Below are 751 nucleotides of genomic sequence, written 5' to 3'. Positions count from 1 at the left end.
GGCGTTGTCGTATGTCTGGTTTTGATAGAGCACCCAACAACCGTCTTCTATGGTTTGCGCTAATCCACCAGACACTCGCACGTTTTCGGTCGCAAAAGTTTGATACAAAGGATAATCACGACGTTCGATTTGCACGGCAAAACTGATGATGACTTGAGAGTTGCTTTGTAACTGCAGCGAACGTTTGAGCTCGCCACCGTCTATATCGGGAGAGAAAGAATACGCTTGGACGGCAGACGTTAGCGTGGTTTGGCCAAACTCAATCAGGTTGATGAGGCAGCCAGAGGTAAAAATGTCGCCATCCAAAATCACATTGCGAGTACTGTGGCCGATGACATGAGCATTGGGCAACATCGACAAAACCGCTTTGGCGAGTGCAGCCGCACATTCTCGCGATTGCGTAGACAAAATTTGCACCAAATACTGTTTATCTGGGTGCAACTGAGAAGTGACTAAAAAGTCATTAAGCTGACTTACATCGTGGACCCGTTTGGAAAAAGCTCGCATGTACCCTACTACTGCCGTAACACTATTTTCACCACGATGAGTGGCGTCGTTATTTTTACTTTAGGCTTAGTAATTTACGTTTCTTTTTGATGCTTTTCTAGGCACAAAATGACTTTAGAATGGATTAATGCGAAAGCAATTAAAAAAGTGTGAGTAACGGCTGCAAACTATTGATTTCAATGTCAGGCAACGTACGTGTTCTTGAATGATTAATGACATTTTTATTCATATCATTAAACCAACA

At 43.1% G+C, this 751-nt stretch carries 1 protein-coding gene and 1 pseudogene; both read right to left on the bottom strand.

What is annotated here, in order from left to right; translation table 11 throughout:
- The coding region (locus tag R7R78_RS25950) for an FIST N-terminal domain-containing protein (RefSeq protein WP_318119599.1) at nucleotides 1-507 on the bottom strand (507 nt) is incomplete at its 3' end.
- A 139-nt stretch (nucleotides 508-646) separates the two neighbouring features.
- Nucleotides 647-751 (bottom strand): annotated as a pseudogene (locus tag R7R78_RS25945) (2-haloalkanoic acid dehalogenase); the annotation flags it as partial.

This window comes from Vibrio sp. 2134-1, assembly GCF_033339495.1.
This window is presented reverse-complemented; position numbering and strand designations above follow the sequence as displayed.